This is a genomic window from Corynebacterium sp. 5QC2CO (genome assembly GCF_024580435.1).
GTDB lineage: Bacteria > Actinomycetota > Actinomycetes > Mycobacteriales > Mycobacteriaceae > Corynebacterium > Corynebacterium jeikeium_D.
Genome location: NZ_JANIKI010000009.1, coordinates 64,311 through 90,135 on the forward strand (window position 1 = coordinate 64,311; position 25,825 = coordinate 90,135).

25 protein-coding genes are annotated in these 25,825 nt (G+C 60.2%); 5 read left to right on the forward strand and 20 right to left on the reverse strand.

Annotated features, from left to right (window positions below):
* Positions 1–77 precede the first annotated feature (77 nt).
* The 8 genes from trpC to hisH form a co-directional block, all read right to left on the reverse strand.
* The gene (trpC, locus tag NQ014_RS08320) at positions 78–884 is read right to left on the reverse strand and encodes an indole-3-glycerol phosphate synthase TrpC (protein ID WP_049170320.1); all 807 of its coding nucleotides are present in this window, start codon (positions 882–884) and stop codon (positions 78–80) included.
* 4 nt (positions 885–888) lie between these two features.
* Entirely contained in the window at positions 889–1,539 is a 651-nt protein-coding gene (locus NQ014_RS08325) for a TIGR02234 family membrane protein (protein ID WP_069359163.1), read from the reverse strand.
* A 7-nt stretch (positions 1,540–1,546) separates the two neighbouring features.
* Positions 1,547–3,091, reverse strand: coding sequence for an anthranilate synthase component I (locus tag NQ014_RS08330; RefSeq protein WP_257074733.1), 1,545 nt, complete (start codon positions 3,089–3,091; stop codon positions 1,547–1,549).
* A gap of 111 nt (positions 3,092–3,202) precedes the next feature.
* Positions 3,203–3,601, reverse strand: coding sequence for a phosphoribosyl-AMP cyclohydrolase (hisI, locus tag NQ014_RS08335; RefSeq protein ID WP_373467716.1), 399 nt, complete (start codon positions 3,599–3,601; stop codon positions 3,203–3,205).
* On the reverse strand, positions 3,598–4,374 hold the full coding sequence (gene hisF, locus NQ014_RS08340) for an imidazole glycerol phosphate synthase subunit HisF (protein WP_257074734.1): 777 nt from the start codon (positions 4,372–4,374) through the stop codon (positions 3,598–3,600). Before hisF ends, hisI begins: the two co-directional genes overlap by 4 nt.
* An 84-nt stretch (positions 4,375–4,458) precedes the next feature.
* Positions 4,459–5,271 (reverse strand): inositol monophosphatase, encoded by an 813-nt coding sequence (locus NQ014_RS08345; protein ID WP_048734639.1) that lies wholly within the window; start codon positions 5,269–5,271, stop codon positions 4,459–4,461.
* A gap of 102 nt (positions 5,272–5,373) precedes the next feature.
* The gene (priA, locus tag NQ014_RS08350) at positions 5,374–6,108 is read right to left on the reverse strand and encodes a bifunctional 1-(5-phosphoribosyl)-5-((5-phosphoribosylamino)methylideneamino)imidazole-4-carboxamide isomerase/phosphoribosylanthranilate isomerase PriA (protein ID WP_016422946.1); all 735 of its coding nucleotides are present in this window, start codon (positions 6,106–6,108) and stop codon (positions 5,374–5,376) included.
* A 147-nt stretch (positions 6,109–6,255) separates the two neighbouring features.
* A complete protein-coding gene (gene hisH / locus NQ014_RS08355) occupies positions 6,256–6,954 on the reverse strand; it encodes an imidazole glycerol phosphate synthase subunit HisH (protein ID WP_257074735.1) in 699 nt (232 codons plus the stop codon).
* 188 nt (positions 6,955–7,142) lie between these two features.
* Here hisH and NQ014_RS08360 point away from each other — a divergent pair, with 188 nt between their 5' ends.
* Positions 7,143–7,766 carry a low molecular weight phosphatase family protein gene (locus NQ014_RS08360; protein WP_257074736.1) on the forward strand — a complete coding sequence of 208 codons (624 nt, stop codon included), beginning with the start codon at positions 7,143–7,145 and terminating at the stop codon, positions 7,764–7,766.
* 105 nt (positions 7,767–7,871) lie between these two features.
* On the opposite strand, the gene NQ014_RS08365 is transcribed toward NQ014_RS08360, so the two are convergent.
* From NQ014_RS08365 to hisD, 4 genes are all read right to left on the reverse strand, one after another.
* Positions 7,872–9,293 carry an MFS transporter gene (locus NQ014_RS08365; RefSeq protein WP_257074737.1) on the reverse strand — a complete coding sequence of 474 codons (1,422 nt, stop codon included), beginning with the start codon at positions 9,291–9,293 and terminating at the stop codon, positions 7,872–7,874.
* A 284-nt stretch (positions 9,294–9,577) separates the two neighbouring features.
* Positions 9,578–10,216, reverse strand: coding sequence for an imidazoleglycerol-phosphate dehydratase HisB (gene hisB / locus NQ014_RS08370; protein WP_257074738.1), 639 nt, complete (start codon positions 10,214–10,216; stop codon positions 9,578–9,580).
* A gap of 45 nt (positions 10,217–10,261) precedes the next feature.
* Positions 10,262–11,404 carry a histidinol-phosphate transaminase gene (locus tag NQ014_RS08375; protein WP_257074739.1) on the reverse strand — a complete coding sequence of 381 codons (1,143 nt, stop codon included), beginning with the start codon at positions 11,402–11,404 and terminating at the stop codon, positions 10,262–10,264.
* A complete protein-coding gene (gene hisD, locus NQ014_RS08380) occupies positions 11,404–12,753 on the reverse strand; it encodes a histidinol dehydrogenase (RefSeq protein WP_257074740.1) in 1,350 nt (449 codons plus the stop codon). Before hisD ends, NQ014_RS08375 begins: the two co-directional genes overlap by 1 nt.
* 296 nt (positions 12,754–13,049) lie before the next feature.
* On the opposite strand from hisD, the gene NQ014_RS08385 reads away from it, so the two are divergent.
* The 3 genes from NQ014_RS08385 to NQ014_RS08395 all read left to right on the forward strand — a co-directional run bounded on the left by NQ014_RS08385 (position 13,050) and on the right by NQ014_RS08395 (position 17,249).
* On the forward strand, positions 13,050–14,756 hold the full coding sequence (locus tag NQ014_RS08385) for a hypothetical protein (RefSeq protein ID WP_257074743.1): 1,707 nt from the start codon (positions 13,050–13,052) through the stop codon (positions 14,754–14,756).
* Positions 14,757–14,832: 76 nt separating this feature from the next.
* On the forward strand, positions 14,833–16,623 hold the full coding sequence (locus tag NQ014_RS08390; RefSeq protein ID WP_257074744.1) for a hypothetical protein: 1,791 nt from the start codon (positions 14,833–14,835) through the stop codon (positions 16,621–16,623).
* A gap of 50 nt (positions 16,624–16,673) precedes the next feature.
* Complete coding sequence (locus tag NQ014_RS08395) at positions 16,674–17,249, forward strand: hypothetical protein (RefSeq protein WP_257074746.1); 576 nt, start codon at positions 16,674–16,676, stop codon at positions 17,247–17,249.
* Positions 17,250–17,284: 35 nt separating this feature from the next.
* On the opposite strand, the gene nadC is transcribed toward NQ014_RS08395, so the two are convergent.
* From nadC to bioB, 6 genes are all read right to left on the reverse strand, one after another.
* Entirely contained in the window at positions 17,285–18,166 is an 882-nt protein-coding gene (gene nadC / locus NQ014_RS08400) for a carboxylating nicotinate-nucleotide diphosphorylase (protein WP_257074748.1), read from the reverse strand.
* A gap of 6 nt (positions 18,167–18,172) precedes the next feature.
* Positions 18,173–19,762 carry an L-aspartate oxidase gene (nadB, locus tag NQ014_RS08405; RefSeq protein ID WP_257074767.1) on the reverse strand — a complete coding sequence of 530 codons (1,590 nt, stop codon included), beginning with the start codon at positions 19,760–19,762 and terminating at the stop codon, positions 18,173–18,175.
* Positions 19,743–20,819, reverse strand: a complete 1,077-nt coding sequence (gene nadA, locus NQ014_RS08410; RefSeq protein ID WP_016422958.1) for a quinolinate synthase NadA — start codon at positions 20,817–20,819, stop codon at positions 19,743–19,745. Before nadA ends, nadB begins: the two co-directional genes overlap by 20 nt.
* A gap of 292 nt (positions 20,820–21,111) precedes the next feature.
* Positions 21,112–21,690 carry a hypothetical protein gene (locus NQ014_RS08415; RefSeq protein WP_257074749.1) on the reverse strand — a complete coding sequence of 193 codons (579 nt, stop codon included), beginning with the start codon at positions 21,688–21,690 and terminating at the stop codon, positions 21,112–21,114.
* Between the two features lie 75 nt (positions 21,691–21,765).
* Positions 21,766–22,068: a hypothetical protein gene (locus NQ014_RS08420; RefSeq protein ID WP_048734678.1), complete on the reverse strand. Its 303-nt coding sequence runs from the start codon at positions 22,066–22,068 to the stop codon at positions 21,766–21,768.
* Positions 22,055–23,062 carry a biotin synthase BioB gene (bioB, locus tag NQ014_RS08425; protein WP_016422961.1) on the reverse strand — a complete coding sequence of 336 codons (1,008 nt, stop codon included), beginning with the start codon at positions 23,060–23,062 and terminating at the stop codon, positions 22,055–22,057. Before bioB ends, NQ014_RS08420 begins: the two co-directional genes overlap by 14 nt.
* Positions 23,063–23,253: 191 nt before the next feature.
* Between bioB and NQ014_RS08430 the strand changes: the two genes are divergently transcribed.
* The gene (locus NQ014_RS08430) at positions 23,254–23,922 is read left to right on the forward strand and encodes a TetR family transcriptional regulator (protein WP_257074751.1); all 669 of its coding nucleotides are present in this window, start codon (positions 23,254–23,256) and stop codon (positions 23,920–23,922) included.
* Positions 23,923–23,962: 40 nt separating this feature from the next.
* Here NQ014_RS08430 and NQ014_RS08435 read toward each other — a convergent pair whose 3' ends face one another.
* Together NQ014_RS08435 and NQ014_RS08440 are read right to left on the reverse strand one after the other, a co-directional pair.
* The gene (locus NQ014_RS08435; protein WP_257074752.1) at positions 23,963–25,327 is read right to left on the reverse strand and encodes a Na+/H+ antiporter family protein; all 1,365 of its coding nucleotides are present in this window, start codon (positions 25,325–25,327) and stop codon (positions 23,963–23,965) included.
* 89 nt (positions 25,328–25,416) lie between these two features.
* Positions 25,417–25,776, reverse strand: coding sequence for a biotin/lipoyl-containing protein (locus NQ014_RS08440; protein WP_016422964.1), 360 nt, complete (start codon positions 25,774–25,776; stop codon positions 25,417–25,419).
* Positions 25,777–25,825 lie beyond the last annotated feature (49 nt).

The window sequence follows — 25,825 nt, forward strand, 5'->3', positions numbered from 1 at the left end:
CAACAGGTGTGGCTGGCAACCAAAAGAGGCGAAGTTCGCGGTGCGATGCAGCTGCTTATCGCAACCGCGAATTGCCACTACTCGCTGCGGAGTGTCGGGTGGACACCGGCGGCAACGAGACGTCGGCAAGCCTCACCCGGCTTGCCCGCGGTAACCAGGCCCTCGCCCACCAGCACCGCGTCGGCGCCGTGGGAGGCGTAGTAGCGCAGTTCCTCCGGCCCCTTGACACCGGACTCTGCCACCTTCACAACATGATCCGGCAGCATCGGCGCAAGGCGTTCGTACACGGAGAGGTCCACGTCGAGGGTCTTTAGATTGCGGGCGTTGATGCCGAGGATCTTGGCGCCAGCGGCCTCGGCACGCTCGACCTCTTCTGCGGTGTGCGCCTCAACCAGAGCGTTCATGCCGAGCGACTCAGTGCGATCCAGCAGGGATTCCAGCGTCGGCTGATCCAAAGCGGAGCACATCAGCAGCACGAGGTCGGCACCGTGTGCGCGGGCCTCATGGACCTGGTACGGAGTGACGATGAAGTCCTTGCGCAGCACCGGAATGTTCACCGCGCGGCGCACGGCATCGAGGTCGGCGAGCGAACCGCGGAAGCGGCGCTCCTCAGTCAGACAGGAAATGACAGCCGCGCCACCCTGCTCGTACTCTGCCGCCAAAACCTCCGGCGAAGGGATGTCAGCCAGCTCTCCCTTCGACGGAGAGGCACGCTTGACCTCTGCAATCACCTGCACCCCGGGCTTAGCCAGTGCCGCCACAGCATCAATTGGCGACGGCGCCTTCAGCGAGAGCTCCTTGATTTCACCGTAGGAAATCTTGGCTTCCCGAGCAGCGAGATCTTCCCGCACGCCCTCAATAATCTTGTCCAGAACGTTAGCCACGGCCTTACTCCTTATCCAGATCCGTAGGATCTACACCGGCATCCAAAGCATCCCACAGAACTCGACCCGACTGCGGGTCTTCCTCCAGGTCCTCGGCGATACGCTGACGGCGTACCTCCGGGGTCTCATACGCGCTGGACTTCTGCTTCTTCACAGTACCCGGGCGACGCACCAGCAATACCGCTCCGACCAGCGCCAATGCGCAGCATAGCAAGGCCAGGGCTGGCCCCATCGCATGCACTTCAATCGCTGAGATCTGCGCCCAGTCTGCCACAGTCACCGCATCACTGGCGCGCTGTGAGGCGCTTCCCGACGTCAACAAATCCAGTGCCCGCTGGGAATCCACACCGTCTTCTCCGCTGGCAAGCAGAGTCATCGGAGTCCACGACGCCGCAACTGCGAGCAGCGCCGCGAGACCACCGACGATACGGCGCCCCAGTGAGCCCAAAATGGTGGTGGCAAACAATGCAGCCACCATTGCCAGCGCAATCGACGTCAACTCTGGAGCCCAGACAGCGCCCACCAAATCTGTGGTCGCCGGACCGGACTTGTCATCAACAGTATCGACCGTCAGCCACGCACTACGGCTGCACAACCACATTCCCGCTGCGGCCACGCCAATGAGACCACCGGAGAGCATCGTTGTCGACTTCATCGAAAACCTAGCTCCTTTCCGCTGGGACTAGTGTCTCAGCTGCCGCGACAGCTCGCAGCACAGCCGCGGCCTTGTTGCGGGTCTCCTCATCCTCTGCCACCGGGTCAGAGTCGCTGACAATTCCGCCGCCAGCCTGAACATAGACCGTATCGCCCTTCTTCACACCTGTGCGGATGGCAATTGCCTGATCGGTATTGCCCCGGAAGTCAAAGTAACCAACAGTGCCGCCGTAAACACCCCGGCGCGTGTCTTCGAACTTGTCGATAATGCTCAGCGCGGAAGGCTTCGGCGCACCCGACAGCGTTCCCGCTGGGAAGGTGGCCGCGAACGCGTCGACGGCCGTGGCATCGCTGGAAAGCTCGCCGGTGACCGTAGAGACCAGATGCATAACGTGACTGTAGCGCTCAATATGACGGAAGTCGTGCACAACAACACTGCCCGGGCGGCAGACACGTCCGAGGTCATTGCGACCAAGGTCGACGAGCATCAGATGCTCACTGTTTTCCTTCTCGTCTGCCAACAAATCAGCTTCCAGGGCATTGTCCTGCTCCACCGTGGCACCGCGCGGACGTGTGCCCGCGATGGGGTTGGTGATGACCTCACTGCCCTGGACTGCCACGAGCGATTCCGGGGAGGAACCGACAATTTGGAAAGCGGTATCGGAGAAGTCCTTGGTTGGAACGTTGACCAGGAACATGTAGGGCGATGGATTGGAAACCCGCAGGATGCGATAGATATCAAAAGCGGAGGCCTGCGTGTCCATTTCGAACCGCTGCGAGAGCACAATCTGGAACGCATCACCGGCGCGGATGTGATCCTTGCAGCGCTCAATACGATCCATGTGGTCCTCGGCGGCGCGCTGGCGGCGAATTACCGGCTCTGGGAAGCTAACTTCCGCCGGACGCAGATCAGAAGGCTCTGACAACCGCTCCACCATCGCATTGACACGGTCACAGGCGGTGTCATACGCCTGGTCAATCCGCTCATCCGAGCCGTCCCAGTTGACAGCATTGGAAATCAGCCACAGCACGCCCTCGTGGTGGTCAAAAGCAGCCAGGTCCTCCACCAGCAGCTGCATGAGCTCCGGAATCTGTAAATCATTGTCAGTGGTATCCGGCAGCTGTGGCTCGATGTAGCGGACAATGTCATGCCCGAAGTAGCCAACCAGACCAGAGGTGAGCTTGGGCACCGAAGCGTCGTCGGCAAGCGGGAGTTCCGTGTGCAGCAGCTCCAGCGTGCGACGCAGCGCATCCAGCGGATTTCCGCCCTCTGGCGCACCCGACGGCGCATTGCCGATCCAGGTTGCCTCCCCCGCATCATCCACCGTCAGCGCGGCGCGACTGCCGCAACCGATAAATGACCAGCGCGACCACGACTGCCCCACATCGGAGGACTCCAGCAAGAAAGTGCCGGGACGATCGGCCGCGAGCTTGCGGTAGGCCGACAGCGCCGTTTCGCCGTCCGCCAAAACCTTGCGAACCACGGGCACGACCCGATGGTGTGCAGCCAGTTCACGAAAGCGCTCACGCGTGGTCATGGTGATACGAGTCATAGCCGCTATTGTGCCACGCACCCCGGATTGCACATCACTTAACCCCGGACTTCACCGGAGGTGGGCGCGCTTGACGACGAAATCCCCACCTCGGCAACCCGGATCGACTGATTAGCCCTCGAACACGGGATGCACGTCAAAGCAGCTATGCGAGCCAGTGTGGCATGCCGCGCCGTCCTGCACTACCTGCATCAGCACGGTATCGCCATCACAGTCCAACGCCAGCGATGTCACGGTCTGGAAATGACCGCTGGTAAGCCCCTTAATCCAGTACTCCGACCGGGACCGTGACCAGTAAGTGCCGCGCTTGGTAGCAATGGTGTACGCCAGTGCGTGGGAATCCATCCACGCCATCATGAGCACGCGACCAGTGGATTCTTCCTGCACAATGGCCGGAATCAAGCCGTCAGCGTTGAACTTGGCGATGTCCGCGATATCTGCCGGGAGCGTGTACTCACGCGGATCGTCTCCGGCGCCGTGAGCTGCAGCGCCCGGGGCTAGACCAGTCACTGGCGCACCTCGATTCCCTCGCGGGCCATCTCTTCCTTAACCTCAGCAATGCTGACCTCGCCGAAGTGAAAAATGGATGCGGCCAACACCGCGTTGGCACCGGCGCGCACTGCCGGCGGGAAGTGCTCCGCTTTACCCGCACCGCCAGAGGCAATCACCGGGACGTCGACGGCAGCGCGGACTTTCTCCAGCAGCTCCAGGTCGAAGCCGTCCTTGGTGCCGTCGCCATCCATGGAGTTCAGCAGAATCTCGCCGACCCCGAGCTCCTCGCCACGGCATGCCCACTCGACGGCGTCAATCCCGGCCGAGCGTGAACCACCGTGCGTCGTCACCTCGAAGCCCGACGGCTGCGGCGTGCCTCCCTCGGGAACGCGGCGGGCATCCACCGACAGGACGACACACTGCGCACCGAAGCGGCGCGACAGCTCGCTGAGCAGTTCTGGACGTGCAATCGCAGCGGTATTGACACTGACCTTGTCAGCTCCGGCGCGGAGCAGCTGATCGACATCCTCGACGCTGCGCACGCCACCGCCGACCGTCAGCGGAATGAAGACCTCACTTGCGGTGCGGCGCACCACGTCAAGCATGGTGCCACGGCCATCCTTGGAAGCCGTGACGTCCAGGAAGGTCAGCTCATCAGCGCCCTCCTCACCATAGCGGCGGGCCAGCTCCACCGGATCGCCGGCATCGCGGAGATTCTCAAAGTTAACCCCCTTGACGACCCGCCCATTGTTGACATCCAGGCAAGGAATCACGCGTACTGCCAGAGACATAGTTTTTAAGTTCTCCTCGTGTTAGCTCAAAGTTGTGGCTCGACGGTTTGCGCAACCACCCAGCTCAGGGGCGTCGCCCACGGTTTAGCTCCGGAAAGTCTCCGGACGACCCAGTTGGTCAATAATCGACCGCAGCGTGGCATGAACGTCTCGAGTTCCCGCCAGCACGCCTACGGAATCATGCCGCCAGGGATTGCCCGCCAAGTCTGTGACCACGCCACCAGCTTCGGAAATCTGCAGTACACCAGCTGCGTTATCCCACACATGCGGTGAGAAAGTCACGGTGCCGCCGAATGCCCCCATCGCGGTGGAGCCCAAGTCCACTCCAACAGAGCCAGTAATTCGAATCGTCGGATAGCGTTCGCCCACCTTTGACAGCAGCAGTTGGCGCCACTTACGCGGGAGTGTGCCGTCGGTACTCGCGATGACGGAGCCGAAGGCAATCGAAACCGGGCGGCCGGCCTCGGCATCGATGTTGACGCGACGGCCGTTGACAAATGTGCCGCTACCTTTAGCTGCGGTGATACGACGGCGCAGCAGAGGCATGGAGGTAATGCCGACCACCGGCTCCCCTTCATGCATGAGCGTGAGCAGCATGGCACACAGTGGAAAGCCGTTGGAATAGTTCGTCGTGCCGTCGATCGGATCGATGACCCAGGCGGTATGTTCCTCGGGAACTTTGCCACCGAATTCTTCGCCGTAGACGGGCAAGCCAGAGTACTGCGTGAGGAGCTGGCGCAGACGACGCTCAATTTCCAGGTCGGTCTCCGTCGCGAAATCTCCGCGCGGCTTCATGACAACCGGGTCCGCGCCCACCTGCTGCGTGAACAGGCCTTCGACCTCATCGAGCGCCGCTTCAGCAATAGCGAGCATCGCCCGCGGTTCCAGGGCATCCATACTTTCTAAGTCCTTCATCCGCCGTCTCAGCCGGGGTGCCGTTTGCTCGTTAACGCTTTCGCTTGACGACGTCTCCCCGGTCCGGCCACGAAAGTGTTCTCTTTAGCCGCGAGCTACTGCCAGGGCCTCTTCCAGAGTGAAACGCCCTGCGTAGAGCGCCTTACCCACAATTGCGGAGTCAACGCCCTCATCGACCAGTGTGGCAATAGCTGCAATGTCGTCCAGGCTGCTGACACCGCCGGAAGCGACGATTGGAGCATCGGTAGCAGCGGCGACCTCGCGCAGCAGCTCCACATTAGGCCCCTGCAGGGTACCGTCCTTGGAGACGTCAGTCACCACGAAACGGGATGCACCCTGAGCATCCAGGCGCTCCAGCACCTCCCAGAGGTCACCGCCGTCGGAGACCCAGCCGCGGCCACGCAGGCGCCACTGCCCCTCTTCGTTAAGAACGTCCAGACCAATGGCCACACGGTCGCCGTAGTTGGCGATAACCTCGCGGCACCACTCCGGGTTCTCCAGTGCGGCGGTGCCAATATTGACGCGGGCACAGCCGGTGGCCAGCGCAGCTTCGAGCGAAGCGTTGTCACGAATACCGCCGGAGAGCTCTACCTTCACGTCGAGCTTGCCCACGACGTCGGCAAGCAGGTCGTAGTTCGAACCGCGACCGAACGCGGCGTCGAGGTCGACCAGGTGGATCCACTCAGCGCCTGCGTTCTGCCAATTCATGGCAGCTTCCAGCGGTGCACCGTAGGAAGTCTCGGTTCCAGCAGCACCCTGAACAAGGCGCACAGCCTGGCCATCGGCTACGTCTACAGCGGGCAGCAGGGTCAAACTCATGGGGCTCTACTCTCTTCGACTTTTGGGCGTTGTGGCGATTGTCACCACGACGCTTGTTGCTAGTTATCTCAGTATAGGTGGTCTAGGTGGCGAAATTCCGTCACCTACCAGGTAGTGCGGTTAGGGCAGATACTACCGATTGGGCAACTACAGCGTGTCCACCCAGTTCTGCAGCAGCTTCAACCCTGCTTCACCAGACTTCTCAGGGTGGAACTGCGTGGCCCACAGCGGACCGTTTTCCACAGCGGCGATAAACCGATCGGATTCGTGGGCAGACCACGTCACCAGCGGCGGAGCGATGCGAGAATCCGTGTCGAGGTCCCACTTGCGCACACCATAGGAGTGGACGAAGTAAAAACGCTGATCTTCCAGCCCCTTAAACATCTTTGAGCCTTCCGGTGCTTCAACCGTGTTCCAGCCCATGTGCGGCAGAATCGACGCCTCGAGACGCTCGACAGTACCGGGCCATTCACCACACCCCGGGGTGCCGGTGACAGCTGCGGATGCGTCGGTCTCCGCTGCGTGGATGCCGTCGGCATACTCGACGCCGCGGTCAAAGAGCACCTGCATACCCACGCAGATTCCCATCACGGGCCGACCACCTGCGAGTCGAGAGCCAATCAGGCGCGGCCCTTGCACTCGATGCAACCCCTCCATGCATGCGGCATAGGCACCGACGCCGGGAACGAGCAGACCATCGGCCTCCATCACGGTCTTCGGATCGGCGGTCACAATAACCTCGGCACCCGTGGTGGCCACAGCGCGCTCAGCTGAACGCAAATTACCGGAGCCGTAATCAAGGATGGCAACGGTCGGGGTCTTCGTCGAAGGTGAGACTTGTTCCATAGTTGGACATTTTAAGGCGCTGGGAATCGATGTTTGCCACTTACCCCAAGAAAACTGCCTGGACAGGCAAAAGCGCTGGTATACAACCACCGAATACTTTGGTAAACTCAAGGTTAACAACAGGTTAACTAAGTTATTGATTTATCCCTAATACCCCTGATTACTTTTCACAGAGAGGCTCCGACGCTATGACTACCGCATCCGTTCTTAGTAAATCATTTGCCATTGTCCGCGAGGACCTTCACCGGCTCTACGGTGCAGCCTGCGATGCTACGACTATCGATTCCATCCTCGACGATGTCATTGCAGAGCTGTCCAGCTCTGCGAAGGTGACTAACTTCCTGCCCGTCCTCGCCGAACGCGAGGCCACCGAGCGCATAAAGGCCGCGAGCGGATGCAAGGACTTCGCCCCGCGCCAAGAGATTCTCTTTGCCGATAGCCGCGGTTCCGGCCGTAGCCAGATTGCCACTGCCCTGGCCTACCACCTGGTCGGTGACGAAGTCTTTATCCGCACTATCGGCCTCAATCCAGAGGATGGCCTGAACCCTCGCGTCGTCGAGGCTCTTCACGACCGTGGCGTGGACACCTCACGCCTCACTCAAAAGGCGATTACTCCCCGAGTTTCCCACCGCGCCGACGTTGTCGTACTCATGGGCATCGACGAGACACCAGCAGTCCCCGGCGACCGCTACGTGGAATGGGATGTCGCAGATCCGGACAATCTCGCAGACGACGAGCTCCAGTCGCTTATCGACGATATTGAAACCCGCCTGCGGGCTCTCTTCACCGAGATGGACGTTGCCGTCGCGTAAACAGGCATGGCTGGCCCCACACCAAGGGTGCATTTATTAACCAAAAAGACTGGCTGCGCAAGAACTTGCGCAGCCAGTCTTTTTCTCACGTCTCTTTTTATGTAGTTACTTCTTCTTGCGATCCCGAACCGTCAAACGCGTCACTGCATTCTTTGCAGGTCGGGCAACACGTACAGCGGCCTCTGGCGTACGACGCTTCACGGCATCCCCCAGACGACGCAGCGTAGCGCGGGTGTTCTGGTACTCCGCCACACGGTGCTTTCCGATGATTCGGTCAAGCACCGCACCAATGAGGCCAACTGCCAGCAGAGCTGCCGCAAAGGCAAAGACGGCCGGGTACGGACGGAGTGCGGCCGCAGCTACGGCTCCCAGAACGAACGAGCCGATACCTGTGCCCGAGTCAAAGGACATGTTCCAGAAGGCACTGGCCTCAGCGGTACGGTCACGCGGCAGGCGGGCAAACATCAGCAGCAGAGCCTCATTTTGCACTATGCCGAAGCCCGCGCCGTAGAAAATGGCCGCAACCAGCAGCAGCCAGGCTGACAGATCAAAGAGAACCACGCCGGACATCATCAGCAGGCCAATAAAACCACTGATCAATGCCGGAATCAGCAGAATTCCAGCCTCAGACTTCCGGTCGGCGTAGATTCCTGCGAGGTAACGGAACACCATCTGCGCGCCACCGAGAACACTCAGCGACAGGCCAGCTACAACCGCACCGGAGACCAGATCAATTTCGCGAGCTGCCGGGGCAAGGAATGCGGAAATACCACCAAAGCCCATCGCAATCGTGCAAATTGCGAGCGCGGGAATGGCCACCAGCTTCCAAGTGGCAACGTGCTCAACAGGGCTCGGCTGCGTTGCTGCAGATCCAGGCACAGGATCGCCGACGTCTTCCTTGCCGCCCTTGCCCTCCTTCGGCGCTGGCTTAATCTTCGGAATGAATAGGGCCATCACCGAGCCAACGAGCGAAATGACAGCACCCAGAATATAAACCGGAGTGTAGGAGCCAGTCTTGTCCGCGATGATGAGACCAAGCGGCAGGAAAATGAGCTCGGACAAACCAACGGCCACACCAAGCACACCGGAGGCTTTCCCCAGGAACTTCAGGGGCACAAGCTCTGCAATCAATGCGGACTCGGCGACAGTCAGCGCACCGAAGCCCATACCGCGGAGAACCGCAATAATGAGCACCAAAGCAGCATCGGTGCCAAAGATGTGCAGAATCGTCGGCAAGCCCAGAAACAGACCTGAAATCAGCATGGTCATGCCGTAGCCAAGACGGCGACACATACGTGGAGTCTGCGTCTGTGTGAGAACGGTAGCGGCCATAAAAACACCGGTGTAGGCACCGGCGAGCGAGGTTCCACCGCCATCGTCAAGAATTGCCTGCGGAATGACAGGCATGAGGAGTGACCAGCCACCGAAGGCGGCCATCACGGCGACTAGCGTAGGTACTAGTCCGGGCGCTTTCCACATGCTGTCCAGTTCGTCCAACTGCCTGCGGTCCATCACCCGGGACGCCATTTACTCCATCACTCCTATCAACCACAAAATTGCGCCGGCGAGCGCGATCACAGATAAGAGACCAAGGACAATTGTTCCGACCCTCGATCCGGATTTATAGAGTGACCATGTTCCGCCCACCAGCAGACCAGCGACAATGAACAAAAAATAAGTGCTCAGCGTCGATGCGGTAGACACCTGCGCTAAAAGCACGTCTACAGACGTTGTTACCATCGATTCCCCTAAAATGCCAGCTAAGGCGGATTTTCCGGTTTCCTACGGCGGCTGTCTACTACAGTTGCGCCCTACAGAGTGCCCTTGGTCGACGGCACACCGTGGACGCGCGGGTCATCCTCGACGGCAGCACGCAGGGCACGGGCCACAGCCTTGTACTCAGCCTCGGTGATGTGGTGCGGATCGCGCCCGTAGAGACAGCGAACATGCAGCGCAATACGGGCATTTAGGGCGAAGGACTCAAAAAAGTGCTCATTGATAACCGTCGCGTAGTGGCCACCAATAACGGCAGTCAACATCTGCTCTGGCTCGCCAGTGCCAACAAAATACGGACGGCCCGACACGTCAACCACTGCGTGCGCCAGCGTTTCGTCCATCGGAATGAAGCTGTCACCAAAGCGGCGAATACCGGACTTATCCCCCAGTGCCTGGGCAAACGCCTGCCCCATAACGATGCCGGTGTCCTCCACCGTGTGGTGCGCATCGACCTCGGTGTCGCCGTTGGCGTGCACAGTCAGGTCGAAGCTGCCGTGGGAGCCGAAAGCGGTCAACATGTGGTCGAAGAACGGCAGACCGGTCGAAATATCGGTCTTGCCGGTGCCATCGAGATTCACCGAGCAGACGATGCTCGATTCGCGGGTGGCGCGCTCGACACGGCCAACGCGCTCAGTGCGCTCTGCCTCCAGATGGTCCTTATCACTGAAGTGCATAAGTCAGATCTCTCCTTGTAGTGGGATATACCGGCAGCATTTCGCTTAAGCCAGCGCGGTCGCTGCCAATTTCTTGGCCGCCGCCAGCAGCGCATCATTTTCGCTGGGCAGACCAATAGTGGCACGGAGACGACCGGGCACGCCAACATCGCGGATGAGTACTCCCTCATCCAAGAAGCTCTGCCATGCCGTCGCGGCATCGGCGAAGCGCCCGAAGAAGACGAAGTTGGAGTACGAGTCAATCACGTCGTAGCCATAGCTGTTCAGGGCGGCTACGACGCGGTCACGCTCGTCGGCAAGCTTTGCGACGGTCGACAGCGTCGCATCCGAGTGGCGAAGTGCAACCGTGGCAGCGGCCTGCGTCAACGTCGACAGGTGGTATGGCAGACGCACGAGCATCACTGCATCAATAAATGCTGGGTTAGCAACGAAGTAGCCAAGGCGGCCGCCTGCGAAGTCGAAAGCCTTGCTCATCGTGCGGGAGACAACCAGCTTCGACGGGAACTCAGCCAGCAGCGTTGTCGCCGACGGTTCCTCAGTGAACTCGGCGTAGGCCTCATCGACAATGACGATGCCCGGCGCGGCTTCAATAATGCGGCGCAGGTCAGCGAGCGTGGTCAGGTTGCCAGTCGGGTTGTTCGGAGTCGTGATGAAGATGACGTCAGGACGGTGCTCGGCAATTGCCGCGAGCGCACTATCCATGTCGATGTCGAAGGTCTCCGGGTCGCGGTCGATGCCGATGAACTCCGTCTGCGTGCCGGACGAGAGGATCGGGTGCATCGAGTAGCTGGGCACAAACCCCATTGCGCTGCGCCCCGGCCCGCCGAATGCCTGCAGCAGCTGCTGGAGAATCTCGTTGGAGCCGTTGGCAGCCCATACCTGGTCGACGGTGATGTCTACGCCAGTCTGGCGGGTGACATAGTCGGCGAGTGCGCTGCGCAGTGCTACTGCGTCACGGTCCGGGTAGCGGTTGAGGTCAGAGGCGGCCTTCTCCACTTGCGCCACCAGGTCGGCGATGAGGTCATCGGATGGCGGGTACGGGTTTTCGTTGGTGTTCAGGCGAACATCGACGTCGAGCTGCGGGGCACCGTAGGCTTCCTCGCCGCGCAGTTCGTCGCGCAGTGGCAAATCTGCCAGCGTCAACTTGGCTACCGACGGCTGTGGCTGATTCTCAGGCTGGTTGCTCATTAGTTGTTCCCCTTTTCTGCGCCATTGCTCTCAGAGCCGAGAAGCGTCTCAAAGCGGGCACGGATGGCCTCGCCGTGCGCTGGCAGTCGTTCTTCGTTGGCCAGGACTACTACGCTGTCGGCAACTTCCTTCAACGCGGCTTCGTTGTAGTCAATCATGTGGACCGACTTGAGGAAGGTGTGCGTTGACAGGCCCGAGGCGTGGCGGGCGGTGCCGGAGGTCGGCAACACGTGGTTAGAGCCAGCCGAGTAATCGCCCAGCGGCACCGGCGAGAAGCGACCGATGAAGATTGCGCCGGCGTTGGTAATGCGTTCGGCATCGGCCTGCGCGTTTTCGGTATGAATCTCCAGGTGCTCAGCGGCGTAGGCATCTGCAACCTGGATGCCGATATTCATGTCGTCGACAAGCACGATGCCAGACTGATCGCCGGTGAGCGCCTCACGAACGCGGTCGGCGTTCATGGTGACCTCGTAGCGGTTTTCGACCTCGCGGTCGACGGTGGCGGCGAAATCTGCGTCGTCGGTTATAAGCACGCTGGCGGCCATGACGTCGTGCTCAGCCTGGGAAATAAGGTCGTAGGCGACGGAGACTGGATCAGCGGTGTTATCTGCGAGAATAGCAATTTCGGTCGGGCCAGCTTCAGCATCGATACCGACGACCGAGCGGCACAGGCGTTTGGCGGCGGTAACGAAGATGTTGCCTGGGCCGGTGACCATGTCGACCGGCTCGAGGCTCTCGTTTTCATCGCCGTATGCGAGCAGCGCGACGGCCTGTGCACCACCGACGGCCCATACCTCGGTCACGCCAAGCAGCTTGCAGGCAGCCAGGATGGTCGGGTGCGGCCAGCCGTCGTTGTCGGCCTGTGGCGGAGAGGCGACGACGAGAGACTCCACACCAGCTTCCTGAGCTGGGATGACGTTCATCAATACGGACGACGGGTAGACGGCGTTGCCCCCGGGGACGTAAAGACCGACGCGCGAAACCGGAATCCACTTCTCGCGGACAATGCCGCCGGGCAGAATTTCAACAGTCTTGTCATTCGGCTTCTGAGCAGCGTGGAACGCGCGCACGCGCCCGATGGACTCCTGCAGAGCAGAGCGGACATCGTCTTCCAGCGCGGCTTCCGCGGCATCGATAACCTCCGCTGGAACGCGCATGGATGCCGGACGAATACGGTCGAACTTCTCGGAGTACTCCATCGCCGCTTCCACACCACGGGCTGCCACGTCATCGACGACGGGTTTGACCGTGGGAATCATCGAATCAACGTCTGCCGCACCACGTGGCAACACTCGACGCAGAGTGGCGGTGGTGGGAGTCTGACCGCGAAGATCAATAGTGGACAACATAATTAATTAGTAACCGCCTATTCGCACGATGGATTCATACGTGAGCACTTCAGAGTGACACAGAAATGACAACAAAGTATTGAAAAACTGGGTCAAAGCCAAAGACTTTATCCACGGTTTTCGCTACTATTCGCCCTTAAAGGCACCCTTGAGTATGAACTAAGCATATCTTTCTCACGTTAGGTTCATACCGATTGCCCCATTTAACCCCACATACTGTGGCACAAGTTAGCTCCGCCACAGTGACCCATTACAGTGTTAAGGAAAGTAGTAACCAGTCGTAGAAAGGTCAGCTGTTGAACCAGGAAGGAAACAGCCCGGATTTGCCGGAGCTCGTCGCAGCCTATGCAGACGCGACCGCAGCCGACAATTCCCTGGCCACGCGCCAACTGGAATCAGTTTTCGCGCATCATTTCTACAACCCACAACTCTTTTCTGCCCCGGAAGCCCACGGCGTTACCGAACACGTCGGTGCGTTTTACCGCATAGTCCGCGAGGTCACCGAATCGCTCGGCATGATGACGGCTGCGCACGATGCCGCCCTGAACTGGATGGTATGGGCATCCGATAACGACAACGTCCCGGAGTACTGGCGCGCCCGGGCACGGCTGGCGGCAGACGAAGCCCGCCGCTACACCACCTTTATCGCCGATGGCCCCACCTCTGCTGCCGCAGAGACCGAAATCCCCCTCATCGCACGCATGAGCAGGGAAATCACCTCGTACCGGGCACTCGTGCTTGCCGACGATCTGGATGCCCCAACCGGCAGTCACAGCGCGGTGACCACGGATGCGGATGGGCCGCGGCCGCAGGAATCGTCGGCAAGCGAAGAAGCGGAGGAGCCGTTTAGCCCACGCCAGTGGAAGAAGCGGGCGGCACTGACTGACGCGCTGATTCGGATTGCGAGCGCCTTGCGAAAGGTCAACCGTGAGGACTTGGCACGGGAGCTGCACGAGATGATTCGGGCACTGCCGAATGAGGATAAGTTTGAGTCGATTGCGTTGGCGAAGACTCTGACGGAGGCATCACTGCTGCACCGAGCCGGGAAAGTCGTCGACGCAGCGCGGCTTTGCGCCTCACAGCTCAATGCAATCGGTAACCGCTCCGTAATCGCGGGCCTCGAGCTGAGGCAGAATTTGGCACGGTACTCGATAGAGACCGGTAATAGCGATACTGCGTTCCGAATGCTGTCGAACAACGTGGCAGTCGCGGACCAGCACAGACTGGACACTGACTATATTCTCGCGGTTCGTGAGATGGCAGACATCAACTTCGAGGTGGCACACAACAAGCCCGATGCCGGGGAGATGCTGAAGCTAACTCAGCGCGCCCAGGATGTGTCGGCAGACTACCCCGACTGTGAAGTCACCATGGAAATCGCGCTGCTGAAGGCAACGGCACTGTACGAGCTCGGAGATTTCCGCCATGCCGGCCAGGAAGCGGAGTCGGTTGCAAAGTGGTCTGAGTCTACCCAGGATTCCGCACGTACTGATTTTTCCTGTGCCATTGCGGCGGAATCGGCAGTCCAAGAGGGCAATACTGAGCATGCTGCAGTGCTCTTCGACGCACTGGCCGATATTCGTGCCGGATACTCGTCCCCGATTTCGCCTGCGGAAACTCTGATGGATGCCGCACTATCACTCAGTAACGTGGGCGCCACAAGTGAGCTGACCGACCACCTGATGGAACGCTCACGTGGCTACGTGGTTGGGTCCTGGGAATCGGCCAAGTGGCACGAAGCACAGGCGCTGTTGTGCTGGTCTGTGTGGGACAACGACGGCGTGTACAAGTACGCCGACGAAGCTGCCGAGCTTTTCTTAGAAGCCCACGCCCCTGCCGACGCCGCCCGCACACTGACTATCGCGGTGCGTGCTGCTGCTAGTGATAACAATGAGGAACGCGCCCGCCGGTTCGCGGTTCGCATCGGCGACCTAGTCGGCCCGGATCACCCGGTGCGCGATGAAGTTCGTGGACTAATGCGTAGCTTTTCAAACCCGGATTAATAGCGCATCCGGCTGTACAGGTCTGAAAAGCAAAGCAGTTTTGCATCTTCCCGATGCCACGGGCGAAGATAGTCCAATGGTCTGGTGGGAAGAAGAAAACTCTGAGTCTGAAATTCACGTTGGCGATTGGGATGCCGGCATCGCTGCCGACTACTCGTCAGTGAATTCGGAAAACGCATCAGCAACGCAGACCTCGTCCGAACCACTGGGCTTTCCTCCCCTGCCCAATCCGCTAAAGGCATTGCCGGACTCCCTCCCGGAGCTGCTGGTTATTTCCCGCAAGGCCGGAGCCACGCTCGACCACGTCACCAGTTGGCGCGCGGTCACCAAGTTCGCCCACACGCACTGGTTGGCCGACGCACCTACCAACTCCCCCGATGTCATTGGCGAATTCCACGCACTCAGGCATGCAGTTGCCGACCAACTCGAATTAGTAGAAGAAGCCGCTGCTGCACGCGCCGAGTGGCTGCGCTGGGCAACTGAGGCCAACATCCGCCCCGCGATCTTGCACGCACGCTCCTACGGAGCATTCGCCGAGGCTGAGGCCTTCATCGACGCCAACCCAGGTGATGCCATCACCGGCCGGCGCCCCGAGGACTCCGAAATCCCCGAGTTGATCAGTCTTACTAAGGACATCGTCGCCACCACACCACAGCCCGGCGAGGCCTACTACTACCTGGTCAGCGCGGCTGTCGCCGGCGCCGCAGCATCGCTGGCGCGCCGGGCGGAAATCGCCGGTCAGCTCTCTGAATGGTCCGCACGTTGGGCACCAAAGCGAAGCAGTTTCGACGACCGCAAGCTGTTGGAGGCGCAGCTCGCGCACAGCCGTGGTGAGCTGCGCAGGGCCGCCCGCATCGCAGCCAGCGTGGCGGCAGCACCTCAGTCGGAACCCGTCACCACGACGATTGAAGCTCGCCAATTCCTGGCTTTCCTCTCTCTGGAAGCCGGTGAGGAAGCAGAGGCAATCCGCCAGCTACGCCCAATCGTGCAGGCTGGTCTCGATGCAGGACTCACGGTCGCGGTGCTTCGCAGCGTGCGTCTGCTCTGTGCGCTTCTCAACGCCCACGGCGATTTCGCGGAATCCGCCGAGATTGCCCGCCGCGCGCTCGCCAGCGCCGAGGGCATGCCTGTTAACCCCATCACCATGGATATCCAGCTCGTTTTGGCCCGCAGTCTCCTCGACGCCGATGAGGTTGACGAGGCGCTGCGCTTTGCCGAACCAGTTGCGCACTGGTCAGCATTTACCGCCGATGAAGAACGCACTGACGCGGCGTTTTCTATTGCCTCCACAGCCGCGGGTCTCGGCAATAATCCCCGCCAGGCGGCAAAGCTGCTCATCGAACACGGCGAGCACCTTGAACGCAACGGCGAAACCAAGGGCGCTGCCAAGGCCTACCGCCAGGCTGCGCGTTCTATCATTCATGTTATTGACCTGGTCATTTCCGAAGAGGGCTCCGAATTCACCGCCGAGATCGTCTCCGAGGACGCTTCCACCGCCATTGACCACACGCTCAACGAGGCTGAGGACCTTCTGCTGCGTTCTCAGAAGCTCATCTCCGACGACTGGTCACTCGCCGACTGGCACGACGATGCCGCCTACGTCTTCTACTCCGCTGGCCGCGACACTTTGGCCATCAACCATGTGGAAGCCGCCGCCAAGGGCTACCTGCAGTCCGGCGATGGCGAGGAAGCCGCCCGTGCGCTGCTGGCGGGTGTTCGATACCGTCTCGACGCGGGTGATTCCGACGGTGCCGCCGCCTATGCCCGGCGCGTCGAGGAGCTTCTGCCCCGCGACGTGTGGGAAGGCCATCCTGTTCTCGATGCCCTTGACGTCATCATCATTCAGTCGCTTGACGACGAATACTAGCGCCCCGCCCACTTCGGTGCTGGCGGTGGCACAAAGTAGAGTGTTAGGTCATGACTACTTCTGGTGATTCCGCGACTTCTAGCCCGCAGCAGCTTTTCGACGCCGCCACGGCATTGGCTGAGGAAAACAACCTCTGGGAAGCAGCCCTAACTCTGATGCAGGGGTTCGAGGAGCTCGGCGACAAGGCTGATGCCCCGCAGACCGACAGTCTGGGACGCCCCATCCGTGGCTCTGCACCGAAGCTGATGGACAAGGCCGCGGACTGGTTGGATTTGCTGGATAACCTGGAGAAAGACGGCTTCGAGCCGACCGCGGACACCCCACCGCGCCACCTGCGCTGGGCGATGTGGCACACCTTGAACGGCCAAGCAGAGATTCGTCGAGGACATCAAGGGCGCGCCATTGATCACCTGGAGTTGGCGGCGGGACTTTTCCAGTCCGATAACCTCAATATCCAAGCCGTGCCTCTGCTTGCACAAATTGCACAGTGCCACCTGCATTTGGGCGATGTCGGTGCTGCGGAGAAGGCACTTTACCGCGCACAGGAAACCTGTGATGAGCAATCGCGGGAGCGCTGGGGATCGGCACTAAGCGAGATTGGCGCGGAAATCGCCCGTCACCTGTAGGCGAAGCTGCGAAGCGATACCGGGGGCTGATTCAGCTACTGCTCGTCGAAGTCGAGTCCGACATCGAACACCTTGGCCGAGTGGGTTAGCGCGCCCACAGCCAGGTAATCGACACCACAGGACGCGTACTCACGCGCCACGTCGATGGTCAGCCCACCAGAGGACTCCAGCTGGGTGGCCGGAGAAATCTGCGAGCGGCGCTGCACCGCGATCTGGGTCTCCCAGACCTCGAAGTTGTCCAGCATGACAATATCCGGCTTCATCGGCAGGATTTCATCGAGCTGTGCGAGGGTATCGACTTCCACCTCACACGGCAGCTCCGGATACTGAGCCCGCACTCTCTTCAACGCACCGGACACGGAACCGACAGCCACTACGTGGTTGTCCTTAATCAGCGCCTCATCACCCAAAGCGTAGCGGTGGTTAATACCGCCACCGCAGGTCACCGCATACTTCTCCAAGTTACGCAGACCCGGCAGCGTCTTTCGGGAATCGCGCACCCGGGCACCGGTACCAACAATCGCGTCAGCCCACTCACGCGTCGCAGTAGCTACACCACTGGCGTGCGTGAGGATATTCAGCATTGTCCGCTCAGCAGTCAGCAACCCCCGAGTCGGCGCAGAAATCGTTGCCAGCACTGTGCCAGGACGCACCAGGGTGCCATCTTCAACGTGCTTTTCGACGGTGAACTCACCCGAGATGACCTCCTGCAGCGTCCACTCCACCGCATCAATAGCCGCTATAACGCCCTCTTGCCGGGCCACCAGGCGGGCGCGTGCCTGCGCAGATGCTGAGACTGTCGACAGCGAGGTCACATCCGGCCCGAAGCTCATGTCTTCCTGTAGTGCCGTCCGAATGAGGCCACGGGTGATGTTTTCGTTCAGCACCCCGCGCAGAGTGTCCTTCTCAAGAGTCATGGTTAGCTAATCCCCGTCCTTTTCAAACCAAGTGTGGCACCCCAAAGTATATGGTCGTGCCAATGCCGCTTCGACGACTTTCCTTGCGGCTACGACCTGAACCGATTGCGGGAGCCGATCGATAACCGCCAACGTCTGCCGCAAACTCTGCTCATTGCGCGTTACACCAGCGCCTTCCTGCATCGCCGTCTGCAACCGGAAAAGCTGGCGCGGCTCCAGTTCTGGCCGTGGCTGCGGCAGGCTTTCAACGGCCGCTGCGAATTCCTCGTCCCCGACCGGCACAGCGTGTGTTTCAGCGACTTTTTCGGCCACCCGCTTGCCGACGACCAGTCCCTCCAGCAACGAATTGGAGGCCAACCTGTTGGCACCGTGGAGCCCTGTTGCGGAGCATTCGCCGGCCGCAAAGAGACCCAGCACGCTAGTTGCACCGAATGGGTCGACGGCAATGCCACCACAGGTGTAGTGGACTGCCGGAGCCACGGGTATGAGGTCCTTGGTCGGATCAATCTCCGCTGCGGTCAGGCCCGCTGTGATCGTCGGAAAGCGGGCGGCGAAGTTGTCGATGTGACGTGCGTCGAGGAAGACGTGGTCCTCGCCGAGCTCGCGCATGCGGGTCGCGATGGCGCGCGAGACGATATCGCGCGGAGCCAGGTCCCCGCGAGGGTCAACGCCGGCGGTCACACTGTTGCCCCGGGAGTCGACGAGAATGGCTCCTTCACCACGGACCGCCTCGCTGATGAGATGGCGTCGGCCGGTGCCATCTGATGCCGAGCGCTCGTCATAGAGCACCGTCGGGTGGAACTGGATAAACTCCATGTCCCGAATCTCTGCGCCAGCATCGGAGGCCATGCCGATAGCCTCACCGCGGGCACCCGAGGGGGCCGTGGTCGCGCGGTAAATATGGCCCACGCCGCCGGTAGCCAGCAGAGTTGCGCTAGCGCGAATAGCGCCGCCACCACGGGGATCCGCTACCAGCGCCCCCAGCACGCGGCCGTCTTTGCCAACGATGAGCTGGCGCGCTGTGGCGTTTTGCAGTACTCGCACGCCGGTAACTGCGGCTTCTAGGGCGCGCTCGATTTCAGCACCAGTGGCGTCACCGCCGGCATGAATGATGCGCCGCGCGTGGTGTCCGCCCTCTTTAGTGCGGGAATAAACGGCCGGGTTATCCGGTGCCGGGTCGAATGTAGCGCCTAGCCCAATCAGCCACTCGGTCGCCGCAGCGCCGGCGCGGATGATGGAAGCCACGGCCTCTTCATCGCAGTGCCCGGCACCGGCATCGAGAGTATCCGCGATATGGGAATCAGTGGTGTCGTCGAACCCATTGGCCACATGGCCGCTGGGGTCGTCGTCAAGCCCGACGACCGCGAGCCCGCCCTGAGCGAGATTCGTGGCAGCATCGGCGAAACGCAGCTGTTTGCGGGCACCGACACGCCACTCGACGCTGTCGATAACCAACACGTCGAGGCCGAGCTCAAGGGCCCGACGCGCAGCACTGAGCCCTGCGACTCCCCCGCCGATGACGAGGAAGTCACACGTCAGTGTCCAACTGTCAAATGATGGGCGCGGACCAAACGTGTTACTCGCCTCCGCCTGGATTACCGATGGCGATCATGCGCTCGACCGAAGCGCGCGCCTTGTCGGCGACATCCGGCTCGACATCGACTTCGTCGGTGCCTTCGACGAGGCATCGCAGCAGAGCCGCCGGAGTGATGAGCTTCATGTACGAGCAGGAAGCGCGGTCGTTGACCGGCTCAAAGTCGACATCCGGCGCGGCCTTGCGCAGCTGGTGGAGCATGCCCACCTCAGTGGCCACGAGCACCTTGCCGTTGGGCTTGTTCTCCTTCAGCTTCTGCGCCTCGGTCAGCATCTCGCCGGTGGAGAGCATCTGCACACGCTCGGGCTCGATGGTGCCTTCACCTGCGAGGTAAATCGCAGAGTTCGCGCAACCGCACTCCGGGTGAATGAACAGCTGCGAATCGGCGTTCTCCTCCGCGCGGTGCGCGAGTTCCTCACCGTTGATGTTGGCGTGGACGTGGCACTCACCAGCCCATACCTTGATGTTGTCGCGGCCGGTCTCACGGCGGACGTGTGCGCCGAGGAACTGATCCGGGTTGAACAGAATCTCCTGGTCTTCCGGGATGGACTTGACCACGTCGACGGCGTTGGAGGAAGTACAGCAGATGTCGGTCAGAGCCTTTACGTCTGCCGTGGTGTTGACGTAGCTGACCACCAGTGCGCCGGGATTCTCTGCCTTCCACTCGGCCAGTTCATCTGCGGTGATGGAGTCCGCCAGGGAGCAGCCGGCGCGCTCGTCCGGAATAAGGACGGTCTTCTCTGGGCTCAGAATTTTGGCGGTTTCCGCCATGAAGTGGACACCACAGAAGACGATGACGTCGGCATCGGTTTCCGCAGCGATGCGGGAAAGTCCGAGGGAGTCGCCTGTGTAATCGGCAATATCCTGAATCTCCGGCAGCTGGTAGTTGTGCGCAAGAATTACGGCATTGCGTTCGCGGGCGAGGCGCTTAATCTCCTGGGCCCAGCGCTCATCTGCAATTACGCCACCGTAGCGGCCATCTTTATCGACTACCGATTCGTACAGATCCGATTCAAGGCGCGGCAGGCTGGAAGCATTGGCCGCAAGGCTGGTATTCACGGAAAACTACGTCCTTACTTCAATGGGCTGTGGCTACGACCGGAGAAAACGCCGTCACCGTTACCGGCAACGGCCCCCGGAGGCATTCGCAGCGGACTCAAACGGGCAAGTGCAAGAGACCTAAGCTCGCCACACAATATCGAAAAAGCCCCTAAATCGGGGCGAATACTGACATCGAGGACGAACCTATTTCCCAAAATTGTAAGGCTTGTATAAGCCTATTTCCCAATAACTACCCCTGTTCAGTAGGAATTAGTGCTTTACGACGGCCCCCGCGCCGAACCTCACCGTCTCACTTAGTGACCGAATCTGCGTCCGTAGCATTGTCCGCAGCGCTCTCGTTGCCTTCCGTGAAGTCCGTTTGGAACAACACCCGGGACCACAGTGCGAGCATGGCAACCAGTGGCGCGACCAGCAGTGCTACATAGGTTTTGAAGTCTGGAATCACCGAGAACTTATCGCCCGGCTGCATTCCCGCCAGATCCGGCTGGAGCAATGCCGCAACCGACTGACCGACGAGGTACGTCACTGCTGCGCTCATCAACGCGGAGAAACCTGCCCATCCAATTGCCGTGAGCATCTGCACAAGAGTCGTGATGGCACGGTTTCGGAAGGTAGTAATTCCCAGCACCAGGCCGCTGATGGCAGTGACAGCAACAAACCAGAGCAGCCCGATAAAACCAGCGTCAACGGTTTCCTGAATAATCGCCAGTTGGTTATCTGGGAGCATTTGCACCTGCTGCTTGGGGCGTAGGAATGCCCAGGCCACTCCGGCTATCGTTCCCGTTACAACGGAAAAGAGAACAATACCCGAGGCCATTGCCACGCTTTGCTTTTCAACGTGCGGGACTCGGGTATTTTTCATAGTCATAGTTGCCTAATTTACCTCACGGCGCACATCCAGTACTAGCGTGCCCGAATGGCGCACTAGCACAACCAGCGCCTTTTATCGCTGCTCCAACATAACGGAGTCCACTTCGCCGTGGCGCGAGCATTTTGCAGTCCAGCCGTCCGGACGCACCTGCACCACCATCCGGCGCCCACAGAGCTGGCAGAACCGAGGCGCCTCCAGTCCAGCTTTTGCACCATAGGAGCGTTCGCGCACTTCACCAGCTTCGAGGTCGGCGCCGGTAAAAGGATCGAACTTGGGATCGTCTCCCAGCACCATGGCCTGGAGCAGCTCCGTGGAGTCGACTTTCTTACCCCGCGTCGCGCGCGGGCTAGATGTCCGAGGCTTAGACAGTTGCATTGAGGGCCTTAATTGGAAGTCGTACCTTGCCAAGCATGTCCAGATCCTGCTCCGCCGGACGGCCCAGAGTGGTCAGGTAATTACCGACAATGACAGCGTTGATACCGCCGAGCAGCCCCTTTTCTGCGCCCAGGTCGCCCAGGGTGAGTTCACGACCGCCAGCAAAACGCAGGATAGTCTTCGGCAGGGCCAGACGGAAGGCACCGATGGCGCGCAGTGCGTCCTTGGCTGGCATCGGCTCGCGACCGGCGAACGGAGTGCCCGGACGCGGGTCGAGGAAGTTCATCGGCACCTCGGTCGGGTTGAGCTCCGCCAGGTCCTGAGCGAACTCGGCACGCTGCTCAAGCGTCTCTCCCATACCCAGGATGCCGCCACAGCAGACCTCCATACCGGCTTCGCCGACCATGCGCAGGGTGTCATGGCGCTCTTCCCAAGTGTGGGTGGTCACGACCTGCGGGAAGTAGCTCTTGGCGGTCTCGAGGTTGTGGTTGTAGCGGTGAATACCAGCCTTGGCCAGGCGATCCACCTGCTCCTGCGTCAGAATGCCCATAGAGGCGGCCACATTAATGTCAACCTCTGCCTGAATGGCGGCGACGGCCTGTTCCATCTGGCTGAGCAGTCGCTCGTCCGGCCCCTTTACTGCAGCAACGATGCAGAACTCAGTCGCACCCGACTTTGCAGTCTGCTTTGCGGCGTCCACCAGTGCCGGGATATCCAGCCATGCCGAACGCACCGGGGACTCGAACAGACCCGACTGCGAACAGAAGTGGCAGTCCTCTGGGCAGCCGCCAGTCTTCAGCGAGATAATGCCTTCAACCTCGACCTCTTCGCCGCACCACTTCAAGCGCACCTCATGCGCCAGTGCCAGCAGATCCTCGATGCTGTCGTCATCGAGGTTCAGAACTGCCAGGGTCTCCTCATAGTTCAGCCCCTCACCGCGGCCGAGCACCTTTTCTCGGGCGAGTTCCAAAATGTCCTGCTGCTGTTGAGTCATGGGGGTGATGCTCCTTGAGGCTGGGGATAAAACTTGAACACCGTTTCAGAAGTTGTTCAGTTATCAAACTTAATACCGCAGCTACAGAATGTCGAACAGGGTTCAATTCCCGTCGTGTCGCGGATTTACGCTCCCCATTTCAGCCTTGAGACATCTTCCAGATGATTCTTCTTTCGTCTACGGTAGGCAGTGTGCAATTGACCAAGGACATCATTGTCGACGCAGCTCTCACCATTCTCAACGAGTACGGACTCGGCGATCTCACGATCCGCCGCCTGACTCGCCACTTGGGTACCGCCGCTGGCGCAATGTACTGGCACTACCCTTCCAAGCAGGCACTGCTGGGCGCCGTCGCTGACCGCATCTTGGCTCCCTGCACAGAGTTTTCCGCCACAGGCGATTGGCGTGCCGACATCGAAGCCGTCGCCGAGCTGCTCTACTCCTGCCTCACCGCTCATCGGGATGGCGCCGAGGTCGTCTCGGCCGCGCTCGCTACGGGCACCGCCACGATTCGCCCCGAACAACTGCTTGCCGACGTCCTGGAGAATGCACCCGAAACCTCCATCAGCACCCCATCAGCGGCTGATACCGCGTCTGTCCTCGTGTACTTCATTCTCGGTGCGACAGTCGACCAGCAGACAGCCATCGCGCTTGACCTGAACGGCGCCAAGGGCGTTTCCGACAATGGTGATGCCAGTGGCGAGAACACCGCCGATAAGGACGCTGAGGTCGAGACTTCCTCTGAAGATACGGCTACACAGACAAAAGAGCTCGGCCGCCAGCGCATTGCACTGGGAACCGAGCTCTTTATCGCCGGAATTGCGGGGGTTGCGGAGACTAAGGGGATTGCAGGTCAGTAAGCCCCGCTGAAACAATCACGCTCACGGTCAAGCCCCGGCGCTAGAGCACCAGAGCTGCTACCCAACCAGCTGCCAGCAGCGGCAGGTTGAAGTGCAGGAAGGTCGGAATAACCGAATCGCGAATGTGGTCGTGCTGCCCGTCGGCATTGAGACCCATCGTCGGGCCGAGCGTCGAGTCCGATGCCGGCGAACCAGCATCACCTAGAGCACCTGCAGTACCAATGATGGCGACGGTAGCCATCGGCGAGAAGCCCAGCGACAGACACAACGGCACATAGATGATGGCGATAATCGGCAACGTCGAGAAGGACGAACCAATACCCATCGTGACCACCAGACCAACGACCAGCATGGCGAATGCAGCGGCAGGCTTGTTGCCCGCAAACAGCTCTGCAGTAGCGGTCACCAGCGGCTCGACCTGGCCGGACTCCGACATCACCGAGGCGAAGCCCTGTGCGGAAATCATGATGAAACCAATCAGGGCCATCATCTTCATACCGGCGGTGAACACGTCGTCCGCCTCACGCCAGCGCACGGCACCGGTGAGCATGAAGATTGCCAGACCAGTGAGTGCACCAATCAGCAATGGATCGGCATCGGTCCCCATAGAATTCATCACAATCTGGACGACGAAGGTCACCACGATTGCAACGAGAGCAACGATAACTCGGTACTTCGACACCGGTTCGTCAGACTGGGATTCCGTATGTGAGGACTCGGCAATCGGCCGATCTTCGTAATGCCGTGGCTTCCGGTAGGAGAAAAATACGGCGATGGCCAGACCGGCCAGCATGCCGAGAGCCGGGATGCCCATCGTCGTCATGATGTTGATATTGGAAACATCAAGGCCAGCATTCTCGATGTTCCCCAGCAGGATGTCGTTCAGGAAGATAGAACCGAATCCGACCGGAACCCACATGTAGGTGGTGACCAAACCGAAGGTCATCACACTGGTAATCATTCGACGGTCGATGTTGAGGCGGTTAAATACCGGCAACAGCGGCGGAATAATCAGCGGGATAAACGCAATGTGAACTGGGATGAGGTTCTGCGACATGATCGCCATGGCCAAAATGCCGGCGACCATACCCCACTTGGTCCATGCCTCTGCCTTAGATTTAGCGCCTTCATCCTCCGTACCGATCTTGGCAATCAGCCAATCGGCCAGCAGTTTGGGCAGCCCGGAGGATGCCACTGCCATGGCAAAGGCGCCCAGCATGGCATAGCTCAGGGCAATCTTCGCACCACCAGAGAGGCCTTCCTGGAAGGCAACCATTGTGGCATCGAGCCCCATACCGGCGGAAAGACCACCGACTAAGGCGCCAATAAACAGCGCTAGCACAACGTGTACCCGGCAGACCGCCAGGATTAGCATCACCAAAACGGCGAGAAGAACGGCATTCATAAGGAAAATATTAAGGCAACCTTAAGTATTTCCAGCAACCGGGGCTAGAAAGACTTCACCCCAAAATCTTTACACCCCGGCTAATGCGGCTAATCAATCGAGACGAGTCCCTGGCCGCCCTGCACTGCGTCGCCGACTTCAACATGAATAGAGCCGACGGTGCCTGCAGCCGGGGCCGTAATCTCGGTTTCCATCTTCATTGCCTCGAGAATGAGCAGCACCTCCCCAGCCTCAATCTTCTGGCCTTCCTCGACCAAAATCTTGCTGACCGAACCTGCCAGTGGCGCCACCACCGAATTGGCGGAGACACCCGAGACACTAGCGGTGGCCGGCTCAACGGAAGCGCTCGACGATCCACCCAACACGATGGGCGAAAGACGCTTGGGCTCCTCAACTACTTCAACGTCGACATCGTAGGCAATGCCGCCGACAGTCACTTTCAATTTCATGGCTCAACAATCCTCACGTAGCAAAAGTCAATGAGTCAGACTCAATTAA

Coding starts and splice junctions, on each gene's coding strand:
- NQ014_RS08325 (WP_069359163.1), bottom strand. CDS start 1,539: ATGAAGTCGACAACGATGCTCTCCGGTGGTCTCATTGGCGTGGCCGCA.
- NQ014_RS08330 (WP_257074733.1), bottom strand. CDS start 3,091: ATGACTCGTATCACCATGACCACGCGTGAGCGCTTTCGTGAACTGGCT.
- hisF (WP_257074734.1), bottom strand. CDS start 4,374: ATGTCTCTGGCAGTACGCGTGATTCCTTGCCTGGATGTCAACAATGGG.
- NQ014_RS08345 (WP_048734639.1), bottom strand. CDS start 5,271: ATGGATGCCCTGGAACCGCGGGCGATGCTCGCTATTGCTGAAGCGGCG.
- priA (WP_016422946.1), bottom strand. CDS start 6,108: ATGAGTTTGACCCTGCTGCCCGCTGTAGACGTAGCCGATGGCCAGGCT.
- hisH (WP_257074735.1), bottom strand. CDS start 6,954: ATGGAACAAGTCTCACCTTCGACGAAGACCCCGACCGTTGCCATCCTT.
- NQ014_RS08360 (WP_257074736.1), top strand. CDS start 7,143: ATGACTACCGCATCCGTTCTTAGTAAATCATTTGCCATTGTCCGCGAG.
- NQ014_RS08365 (WP_257074737.1), bottom strand. CDS start 9,293: ATGGCGTCCCGGGTGATGGACCGCAGGCAGTTGGACGAACTGGACAGC.
- hisB (WP_257074738.1), bottom strand. CDS start 10,216: ATGCACTTCAGTGATAAGGACCATCTGGAGGCAGAGCGCACTGAGCGC.
- NQ014_RS08375 (WP_257074739.1), bottom strand. CDS start 11,404: ATGAGCAACCAGCCTGAGAATCAGCCACAGCCGTCGGTAGCCAAGTTG.
- hisD (WP_257074740.1), bottom strand. CDS start 12,753: ATGTTGTCCACTATTGATCTTCGCGGTCAGACTCCCACCACCGCCACT.
- NQ014_RS08390 (WP_257074744.1), top strand. CDS start 14,833: ATGGTCTGGTGGGAAGAAGAAAACTCTGAGTCTGAAATTCACGTTGGC.
- NQ014_RS08395 (WP_257074746.1), top strand. CDS start 16,674: ATGACTACTTCTGGTGATTCCGCGACTTCTAGCCCGCAGCAGCTTTTC.
- nadC (WP_257074748.1), bottom strand. CDS start 18,166: ATGACTCTTGAGAAGGACACTCTGCGCGGGGTGCTGAACGAAAACATC.
- NQ014_RS08415 (WP_257074749.1), bottom strand. CDS start 21,690: ATGACTATGAAAAATACCCGAGTCCCGCACGTTGAAAAGCAAAGCGTG.
- NQ014_RS08420 (WP_048734678.1), bottom strand. CDS start 22,068: ATGCAACTGTCTAAGCCTCGGACATCTAGCCCGCGCGCGACGCGGGGT.
- bioB (WP_016422961.1), bottom strand. CDS start 23,062: ATGACTCAACAGCAGCAGGACATTTTGGAACTCGCCCGAGAAAAGGTG.
- NQ014_RS08435 (WP_257074752.1), bottom strand. CDS start 25,327: ATGAATGCCGTTCTTCTCGCCGTTTTGGTGATGCTAATCCTGGCGGTC.
- NQ014_RS08440 (WP_016422964.1), bottom strand. CDS start 25,776: ATGAAATTGAAAGTGACTGTCGGCGGCATTGCCTACGATGTCGACGTT.